Here is a 276-nt window from a genome sequence, read left to right on the forward strand (position 1 = left end):
GAGCTACCTGGCCGGGCTCGACGAGGACGGGGCGCGCGAACTCGAGATCATTCAGGAGCGGCGCGCCGAATTGAACAGCATCGTGCGTAAGTATGGGCCCTCGCTCGTCGACGCCCTGGCGCTGCTCGAGACCGGCAGCGCACGGTTGCTCGAACTGGACAGCGACGATGAGCGCATCGAACAACTGCGGAACGACATCGCCGAAGACCAGCAGATCGCCGAAGCGCTGGCCGGCCAGCTCAGCGCGCTGCGCCGAGATGCCGCCGCCGCTCTCGG

General features: G+C 67.8%; 1 protein-coding gene. It reads left to right on the top strand.

Features of this window, described 5'->3' with window-relative positions; translation table 11 throughout:
- Window positions 1-276 (top strand): hypothetical protein (locus tag SB771_RS34255; protein ID WP_410721949.1); only part of this gene is annotated, 276 nt, incomplete at both ends.

Origin of the sequence: Burkholderia sp. SIMBA_051 (genome assembly GCF_046534915.1) — a bacterium.
GTDB lineage: Bacteria > Pseudomonadota > Gammaproteobacteria > Burkholderiales > Burkholderiaceae > Burkholderia > Burkholderia ambifaria.